This is a genomic window from Pseudonocardia pini, assembly GCF_013870575.1.
In the GTDB taxonomy this organism is placed as follows: Bacteria; Actinomycetota; Actinomycetes; order Mycobacteriales; family Pseudonocardiaceae; genus Pseudonocardia; species Pseudonocardia pini.
Genome location: NZ_JACBXB010000158.1, coordinates 1 through 8,940, shown reverse-complemented (window position 1 = coordinate 8,940; position 8,940 = coordinate 1). Strand labels below are relative to the sequence as shown.

Genomic DNA, 8,940 nt, shown 5'->3' with positions numbered 1-8,940 from the left:
ACGGTACCTGTATAAGAAGCACCGGCCACAGCTGCTCGACGGCGGCGTGGAAGCGGAGGTCGCCGCGGACGTCGTCGCGCAGCTCGGCCCGCATCTCCGCCGAGACCTGGTCCGCCCCCGCGGGCTCGATCTCGGGGAGGTGGAGCCCCTGGAGCAGCTCGGCGAGCTCCGGCGGGTCCTCCAGGCTTCGGCCGAGCTTCTCGAGGCCCTGGTCGACGAGCAGCCTGCCGAGCGTGTCCCGGAAGCTCGTCCGGGCGGCGTTGTGGGCCAGGCCGGTGGCCCGGGCCCGACTCCGGGCCTCCGCCGCCATGGTCCGGTCGATCTCCACGGTGACGTCCTCGAGCTCGATCGTGATCGGCGCCGCGGGCAGCTCCTGCCGGTCGGCGACGGCGCGGCGCAGCACGTCCAGCATCGCCAGGTCGCCCTTGGTGCGGGCGACGTCGTCCGGGTCGAGGGCGGTCGCGACCACGCCCTGCGCCAGCCTGCCGGGGGTCGTGAACACCACCGCGGACTCGCCCAGCGCGGGGAGCACGCCGCCGACGTAGGAGATGAACCCGGCGCTCGGGCCCACGACGAGCACGCCGCTGCGGGCGAGCCGCTCGCGGTGGGTGTAGAGCAGGTAGGCCACGCGGTGCAGCGCCACCGCGGTCTTGCCGGTCCCCGGGCCGCCCTCGATCACCGCGGTGCCCTGGAGCGGGAGCCGGATGATCGCGTCCTGCTCGGCCTGGATGGTCGTGACGATGTCTCGCATCGCCGACCCGCGGGGCGCCTTGAGCGCCGCGAGCAGGGCCGGGTCGGAGGCCGACTCCGAATCGGTCTCCCGGTCCAGCACCTCGTCGTGGAACGTGGCGACCCGCTCCTCCGGCGCCGTTCCGGCGAGCTGGAAATGGCGCCGCCGGGTGACCCCGAGCGGGGTGGCCAGCGTCGCGCAGTAGAAAGGCTGGGCGGCGGGTGCCCGCCAGTCCGTGAGCGCGCTCTCCGAGTCCGCGGGATCGGTGAGCCCGATGCGGCCGATGTAGCTGCGCGATCCGTCGGTGTGGTCCAGCCTGCCGAAGCACAGCCCCGAGCGGGCGGCACTCAGCGCGTTCACCCGCTCCGACCAGCGGTACACCGACACGTCCCGCTCCCAGCGGGCGCTGAGCTCCCCGCCGGTCGGCGCGGCCAGCATGCCCCGCGCCTGTGCCGCGGCGCTCGCCAGCTCGGTGGCCAGCAGGCCGTGGAGCCGGCGGACGAGCATGGTCTCGGCCGCCAGCTCCTGCTCGAAAGAAGGGCTGGCGACGGATTCGGGGGCCGTGTTATGATGAACCTGCGAAGCTACTTTTTTCTGTTCAGATCGCACTCTGCAGAATAGCTTTCTCCCCATTCCCCGCACAACCGTCCGTGGTCACGGAACGGTGTCCTCCTTTGTCGCGCGGGTGCGATGGAGGCCTCAGTGGAGCCGAGCGGGCACCGGCCCGGAGCTGCTCCGCACCATCAGGCGGGGCGCGGTCACGAACTCGCCCGCCTCCTCCACGCCGCCCTCGGCGCGGGCGACGGCCCGGCGCACGGCGGTCCGGGCGAGCACCGCGGGATCCTGGCTGACCGAGGTCAGCTCCACGGTCCGCAGGGCGGCCAGCCGTGTGTCGTCGTAGCCCACCACGGACATCTCGCCCGGGACGGCCACGCCGCGCACGCGCAGGGCGAGGAGTAGGCCGAAGGCCGTCATGTCGTTGTGCGCCACGACCGCGGTGGGCGGGGTCGGCTCGGCGAGGATCCGCTGGGCCGCCGCGATCCCGGACTCCTCGTCCGCGTTCCCGCCGAGCACGCGGACGTGTGCGCCCAGCCCCCGCGCCCGCATGGCGGCGAGATAGCCCTCCCGGCGCGTCCGGCTCAGTACGGCGCTCCCGCCGTCGACGTAGTGGATCTCCCGGTGGCCCGCCTCGGCGAGGTGGTCCACGGCCAGCGCGATGCCGCGTCGGTCGTCCGCCCGCACGGAGTCCACGGACTCGGCACGCAGCTCGGAGCCCAGGACGACCGTGGGGGTCCGGCGGCTCAGGGCTGCGAGGTCGATCTCGCTGATCGCGGGGCTGACCAGCAGCAACGCGGCACAGCGGTCGTGGGTGAGGCTCTCCGCCGCCGCCAGCTCGGAGCGCGCCCGGGTGGCCGCGCTCAGCACGAGATCGTGCTCGGTGGTCGCGACGGCCTGGTAGAGGTGCTCGACGATCTCGGCGTGGAAGGCTTGGGACACGGCGTAGGACACGCCGAGCACCCGCGGCTGCTGTTCGCGGAGCAGCCGGGCCCGCGCGTCCGGCCGGTAGCCGAGCCGGTCCGCGGTGGCGAGCACCCGTCGCCGGGTCTCCTCGGACACCCCCGGCTCGCCGCGCAGCGCCACCGACACCGACGACACCGACGTCCCCGCTGCGCGCGCGACGTCCACGATCGTCACGCGTCCGGGTCGTGCCCCCATGCGTCCCTCTCTCCTCGGTTTGTCTTGACATCCTAACCCTGCCCGCTCTAGCGTCCGAGTCTACCGGAACGTTCCGGCTTGTTCGGTGCGAACAGCAGCCATGGTTACCGGAACGTTCTGGCTCATTCGTACCCACGCGACGCGTGCGGGGCCACCGCCCCGCGCCGGAGAAAGGCGCCATCGATGTCGACCCAGCCCCTGTCCGTGGCCGTGATCGGAGCCGGCATGGCCGGCCGCAGCCACGCCGCGGCGTACCGCAACGCCACCACCGTCTTCGGTCTCGGCCTGCCGCCCGTGCGGCTCGCCGCAGTCGCGGACGCGAACCTCGCGCTCGCCGAGGACGCCGCCCGCCGCTACGGCTTCGAGCATGCCCTGCCGAGCTGGGAGGCCGTCGCCGCGGACCCGACGATCGACGCGGTCAGCATCGTCGTGGGCAACGCGCTGCACCGGCCGATCGCCGAGGCGCTGGTCGCCGCGGGCAAGCACGTCCTGTGCGAGAAGCCGCTCGCGGGCTCCCTCGCCGACGCCCGGGCGATGGTCGAGCTCGAGCGCTCGGCCGAGACCGTCACCGCCGTCGGCTACACCTACCGCCGCAACCCGGCCGTCGCGGCGATCCGCCAGGACGCGCAGGCAGGCGAGATCGGCGACCTCACCCTGTTCTCCGGGCGCTACTGGTGCGACTACGCCTGCGACCCGCGCGGCCCGCTGAGCTGGCGTTTCAAGGGCCCCAAGGGGTCGGGCGCGCTCGGCGACATCGGCTCCCACGTGATCGACACGGCCGAGTTCGTGGCGGGCGGGCCGATCGTCGCGGTGTCCGGCGCGGCGCTGTCCACGCAGATCGACAAGCGCCCGCTGCCGCTCGGCGCGGTGGTCGGGCACGGTGCCGCGCCGGTGTCCGACGAGGTCGGCGAGGTCGAGAACGAGGACACCGCCACCTTCACCGCCCGGTTCGCCTCCGGGCTGGTCGGCACGTTCTCGGTGTCCCGCACCGCCTTCGGGCTGCCGAACGGGCTCGCGTTCGACCTCGTCGGCGTCGGCGGCCGGGCGGGCTTCGACCAGCACCGGCCCGCCGAGTACCTGTTCGACGACGCCCAGCCCGGCTCCCGCAGCCGCGGCGCGCGCCAGGTGATCGTCGGCTCGGAGCACCCGTACTTCCACGGCGGCTACCCGATGGAGGCCGCGGGCAACGGGCTCGGGAACACCGAGCACTTCACCTACCAGGCCCGGGCGTTCCTCGACCAGGTCGCGGGTACCCCGGAGCCGCTGCCCGCCTGCGCGAGCTTCGCCGACGCCCTGCGGACGATGGAGGTCATCGCCGCCGTCGTCCGGTCCGCGGAGTCCGCGGGCGCCGCCGTCACCGTCCCGTCCGTCTGACCACCCTCTCGAGACCCCGGAGAACCCCGATGGCCCTCAAGCTCGGCGCCTACACCGCCTGTCTGCACGACCTCACCCTCACCGAGGCCCTCGACGTCGTGAAGGGCAACGGGCTCACCTCGGTCGAGGTGAACACCGGCGGTTTCATCCCCGCCCCGCACTGCCACGTCGACCTGCTGCTCGGCTCCGCGAAGGCCCGCGAGGAGTACCTGGCGGCCTTCGCCGAGCGGGGCCTGGAGCTGACCGGGCTCAACTGCAACGGCAACCCGCTCAACCCGCTGCCCGGCGTCGGGCCGAAGCACGCGGACGACCTGCGCGGCACGATCCGCCTCGCCGGGCTGCTCGGCGTGCGGCACGTCGTCACCATGTCCGGCACCCCCGGCTCCGACCCCGACGCCAGGTACCCGTCCTGGGTGGTCAACCCGTGGGACGGCGTGTACATGGACGTCCTGGACTACCAGTGGGCCGTCGCTCGGGAGTTCTGGACCGAGATCGACGCGCTGGCCCGGGAGAACGACGTCCGGGTCGCCATCGAGATGCACCCGCACAACCTCGTCTTCTCGCCGGTCACGCTGAAGAAGCTGGTCGACGACATCGGCGCCACGAACGTCGGGGCCGAGATGGACCCTTCGCACCTGATGTGGCAGGGCATGGACATCGTGAGGTGCATCGAGTGGTTGGGCCCCTTGGTGTTCCACGCCGCGGCCAAGGACGCGGCGATCCAGCCGGGCGTCGACGTCCGCGGGGTGCTGGACACGAGCTTCACCCGCGTCCCGGCCGATGCCCCCGGCAAGGTCCCCACCGGCTACGGCTCCTGGTGCAACGCCTGGCCCGAGAACCCCGCCTGGAAGTTCGTGGCCGTCGGCCTCGGGCACGACGTCGCGTACTGGACCGAGTTCCTGCGCGCGCTCGCCGAGGTCGACCCGGACATGGCCGTGAACATCGAGCACGAGGACGCGGCCTACTCCCAGACCGAAGGCCTCGCCCTCGCCGCGAAGAACCTGGTCGAGGCGGCCGGCGGGCTCTGACCGCCCGCCGGCGCCGACGCTCTGGCCTCGTGCTGCCCGCCGAGCGGGTCGAGGCGTCGGCGGCCGGCGTGGAGCACCGGGACGGCGCCCGGCGCCTCCGAGGTGGAGGTAGTGATCAACGGTCGGGCACGCTCCGCCGCGGCGGAGCGTGCCGACCGGCGATCATGGTTGCGGTGGCCGTGAGCCCGACCGTGCGTGCGGTTCGCGGTGATCGTCGGATGGGTACACGGAGCCGTGGTGTGCGCGGTGGGCCGTGCCGAAACGGTGATCATGGGTGTGCTGGCTGTCGGCGATACGGACCCTGCTCGAGCGTCGCGGTGATCGCCGGTTGGGTACGCAGAGCCGTGGTGTGCGCGGTGGGTCGTGCCGCAGCGGTGATCGTGGGTGTGTTGGGCTGTCGGCGATCGGGACCCTGCGCGAGCGTCGCGGTGATCGCCGGTTGGGTACACGGAGCCGTGGTGTGCGCGGTGGGTCGTGCCGAAACGGTGATCATGGGTGTGCTGGCTGCTGGCGATACGGACCCTGCTCGAGCGTCGCGGTGATCGCCGCTTGGGTACGCAGAGCCGTGGTGAGCGCGGCGGAGCGTGCCGAGACGGTGATCATGGATGTGTTGGCTGCCAGCCCGACCCGGGTCCGGCGGGAGAGCCGTGGTGATCGCTGGTTGGGAACGCGGAGCTGCGATGAGCGCGGTGGGTCGTGCCGAAACGCTGATCATGGAGATCGCGGAGGCGAGCCCGACGGATGGCGGTCCCGGTTGGGTGCGCGGAGCCGCGGTGTGCGCGGTGGGGTGCCGATACGGTGATCATGGAGGTCGCGGCGCGAACCGGACCGGCGCGCGGTCGCGGTGATTGCCGTTTGGGTGCGCGGAGCCGCGGTGTGCGCGGTCGGGCGTGCCGACACGATGATCAAGGGTCGGTTGGCTGACGGCGCGAGCCGGACCCTGCGCGAGCGTCGCGGTGATCGCCGCTTGGGTACACAGGGCCGTGGTGAGCGCGGCGGAGCGTGTTGAGACGGTGATCATGGATGTGTTGGCTGCCAGCCCGACCCGGGCCCTCCGCGAGAGTCACGGTGATCGCTGGTCGGGAACGCGGAGCGGCGGTGAGCGCGGTTCGGGGTGCCGAGACGGTGATCAAGGATCTGCCAGCTGCGGGCGCGACTCGGACCTGGCGCGAGAGCCGCGGTGATCGCCGTTTGGGTACCTGAAGCCGCGATGGGCGCGGCGGCTCGTGCCGAGACGATGATCATGGAGTTCGCGGACGCTAACCCGACCGGATGTCACGGTGATCGGTGGTGCAGCGGACGCGGGCGCGAACCACCCCGCGCGTGGGAGTCATCGTCGTCACCGGTTGGGTACGCGGAGTCGCGGTGCACGCCTTCGGCCGTGCCGACACGATGATCATGAGTGGGCTGCCTGCCACCGCGACCCGGGCCCGGCGCGAGAGTCGTGGTGATCGCTGGTGGGGATCGCGGAGCCGCGGTCAGCGCGGTGGGGCGTGCCGGGACGGTGATCATGGAGATCCCGAGCATCAACCGGGCGTGCGGTCGCGGTGACCGCCGTTCGGTGCGCGGTCCGCGGTAAGCGCGGTGGGCAGGCCGAGGGCGGCGATCATGGGGATTGTGTGCTGAATCCGGCCGCGGGTGGGCCGCGGTGATCGTTGGTTGGGTGCGCTCTGCCGCGGTGAGCGCGGTGCGGGGTGCCGAGACGGTGATCAAGGGTCTGTCGGCTGCCGGCGCGAGCCGGACCCGGCGCGAGAGCCGCGGTGATCGCCGTTCGGGTACGCGGAGCCGCGGTGGGCGCGGTGAGGTGTGCCGAGATGGTGATCATGGGGTGTCGGGCGCGAACTCGACCGGGTGTCACGGTGATCACGGTGTACCGCCCGCAGGCGCGAATGAGGCCTGGCGCGAGAGTTGCGGTGATCGTCGGTTGGGTGCGCGGAGCCGCGGTGTGCGCGGTGTGGGGTGCCGAGACGGTGATCATGCTGGCTGTGGGCGCGACCCGGGCCCGGCGCGAGAGTCGTGGTGATCGCTGGTTGGGTGCGCGGAGCCGCGGTGAGCGCGGTGAGGTGTGCCGAGATGGTGATCATGGGGTGGCGGGCGCGAACTCGACCGGGTGTCACGGTGATCACGGTGTACCGCCCGCGGGCGCGAGCCAGGCCCGGCGCGAGAGTCGTGGTGATCGCTGGTTGGGTGCGCGGAGCCGCGGTGAGCGCGGTGGGTCGTTCCGAGACGGTGATCATGGAGGTCGCGGGCGCGAACCCGACGGATGGCGGTCGTGGTGATCACCGGTTGGGTACGCGGAGCCGCGGTGAGCGCGGTCGGGCGTGCCGAGACGACGATCACCGGCCCCCACCGGCCCACCGGCCTCCACCGGCCTCCACCGGCCCACAGGCCCACCGGTCCCCACCGGCCCACCGGCCCACCGGCCCCACCGGCCTTCACCGCCCCTCACCGGCGGCCCGGCCCGGCGCCCGGAGCGGCGATCGGCATCGGTCGGGTACGCAGAAGCGCGGCGGAGATCGTCGAGTCGACGGTCATGTGGAAGGCGCAGCGGTCTGCTCCTGGTGAGCGAGCCGGAGGCACGGAGCCGGACCCGGACCGCGCCCGCCTGCGCCACCCCGATCATGGACGAGACCCGTCGTGAGTGGGGATAGTCGCTGGAGCGACTATCGCCACTCACAGTCACAGGAGCGTGGCGGCGTGGTCGGGGGCCCAGCGCTCGAGCTCGCGGGGCGGGCGGACGTAGCCGCCTGCGGGCGGGCGTTCCGGGATGGTCAGGGCCGGGGGCTGCAGCGGCTGCCACGGGATGCTGCCCAGCAGGTGGGCGATCATGTTCAGCCTGGCGCGGCGCTTGTCCTCGGACTCCACGACCGTCCACGGGGCCACCTCGGTGTCCGTGTGGACGAGCATGTCGTCCTTGGCCCGTGAGTAGTCGTCCCAGCGCGTGATCGACTCGAGGTCCATCGGCGAGAGCTTCCACTGCTTGAGCGGGTTCTCCATGCGCTCGCGGAAGCGCCGCTCCTGCTCCTTGTCGCTCACCGAGAACCAGTACTTGCGCAGCAGGATGCCGTCGTCGATCAACAGCTCCTCGAAGATCGGGCACTGGCGCAGGAACCGCTTGTACTCGGCCGACGTGCAAAACCCCATCACCCGCTCGACGCCGGCGCGGTTGTACCAGCTGCGGTCCAGCAGCACGATCTCCCCGGCCGCGGGCAGGTGCTCCACGTAGCGCTGGAAGTACCACTGGGTGCGTTCGCGGTCGTCCGGCGCGGGCAGCGCGACGATGCGGCAGACCCGGGGGTTGAGGTTCTCGGTGATCCGCTTGATCGCCCCGCCCTTGCCCGCGGCGTCCCGGCCCTCGAACACGACGACGACCCGCGCCCCGGTGGCCTTCACCCACTCCTGCAGGCGCACCAGGTCGCCCTGCAGCCGCAGCAGCTCGCGCTCGTACACCTTGCGGGGGAAGCGTTCGGGCTTCGCGCTCATCGGACCTCCTGGGGCACCGCACGGAGATGATCAGCGTAGGAGTCGGCCCGCCACCGGTCCTCGCCCGTTCGGGTTCACTTCACCGGCCGTTCAGGACCCGTCCCACGCCGACCACAGGCGCGCGTAGTGCCCGCCCGCGGCAAGGAGCTCATCGTGGGTGCCGGACTCCACGACCCGCCCCGCGTCCATCACCAGGATCCGGTCGGCGAGAGCGGCCTGACGGAGCCGGTGGGCCACGACGAGGCCGGTGCGACCGGCGAGGACCGCGGTGGCGGCGTCCTCCAGGCGGGTGGCGTCGCGGCTTCCGGACTCGGCGGTGGCCTCGTCGAGCAGCAGGACGGTCGTATCGGCCAGCTGCGCCCGGGCCAACGCCACCTGCGCGGCCTGCTCGGGGGACAGGCCGTGCCCGAGCTCGCCGACGACCGTGTGGATGCCCGCGGGCAGCCCGCCGACCCAGTCCGCCCCGACCGTCGCGAGCGCCTTCTCCAGCTCCGCGTCGGTGGCGTCGGCGCGCGCGAGGCGCAGGTCGTCCGCCAGCGGTCCGGCGAACACGTGGGTCTCCTGCGAGACCAGCACGACGGGCCGCGGTCCGGCGACGCCGAGGTCGTC

General features: G+C 72.7%; 5 protein-coding genes and 1 pseudogene. 2 read left to right on the top strand and 4 right to left on the bottom strand.

Features of this window, described 5'->3' with window-relative positions:
• On the bottom strand, window positions 1-1,237 hold a 1,237-nt coding region (locus H5J29_RS11960), incomplete at its 3' end, for a UvrD-helicase domain-containing protein (protein ID WP_181781008.1).
• 192 nt (window positions 1,238-1,429) lie between these two features.
• Window positions 1,430-2,446: a LacI family DNA-binding transcriptional regulator gene (locus tag H5J29_RS11955; RefSeq protein ID WP_181781007.1), complete on the bottom strand. Its 1,017-nt coding sequence runs from the start codon at window positions 2,444-2,446 to the stop codon at window positions 1,430-1,432.
• 183 nt (window positions 2,447-2,629) lie between these two features.
• Between H5J29_RS11955 and H5J29_RS11950 the strand changes: the two genes are divergently transcribed.
• A complete protein-coding gene (locus H5J29_RS11950) occupies window positions 2,630-3,820 on the top strand; it encodes a Gfo/Idh/MocA family protein (RefSeq protein WP_181781006.1) in 1,191 nt (396 codons plus the stop codon).
• A 29-nt stretch (window positions 3,821-3,849) separates the two neighbouring features.
• The gene (locus H5J29_RS11945) at window positions 3,850-4,848 is read left to right on the top strand and encodes a sugar phosphate isomerase/epimerase family protein (protein WP_181781005.1); all 999 of its coding nucleotides are present in this window, start codon (window positions 3,850-3,852) and stop codon (window positions 4,846-4,848) included.
• Between the two features lie 2,679 nt (window positions 4,849-7,527).
• On the opposite strand, the gene ppk2 is transcribed toward H5J29_RS11945, so the two are convergent.
• Entirely contained in the window at window positions 7,528-8,331 is an 804-nt protein-coding gene (gene ppk2, locus H5J29_RS11940) for a polyphosphate kinase 2 (RefSeq protein ID WP_181781004.1), read from the bottom strand.
• A gap of 90 nt (window positions 8,332-8,421) precedes the next feature.
• Window positions 8,422-8,940 (bottom strand): annotated as a pseudogene (locus H5J29_RS11935) (ABC transporter ATP-binding protein); the annotation flags it as partial.

What these genes read in the sequence shown, in the direction of transcription:
- H5J29_RS11955 (WP_181781007.1), bottom strand. Translation starts at nt 2,446, where the DNA reads ATGGGGGCACGACCCGGACGCGTGACGATCGTGGACGTCGCGCGCGCA.
- H5J29_RS11950 (WP_181781006.1), top strand. Translation starts at nt 2,630, where the DNA reads ATGTCGACCCAGCCCCTGTCCGTGGCCGTGATCGGAGCCGGCATGGCC.
- H5J29_RS11945 (WP_181781005.1), top strand. Translation starts at nt 3,850, where the DNA reads ATGGCCCTCAAGCTCGGCGCCTACACCGCCTGTCTGCACGACCTCACC.
- ppk2 (WP_181781004.1), bottom strand. Translation starts at nt 8,331, where the DNA reads ATGAGCGCGAAGCCCGAACGCTTCCCCCGCAAGGTGTACGAGCGCGAG.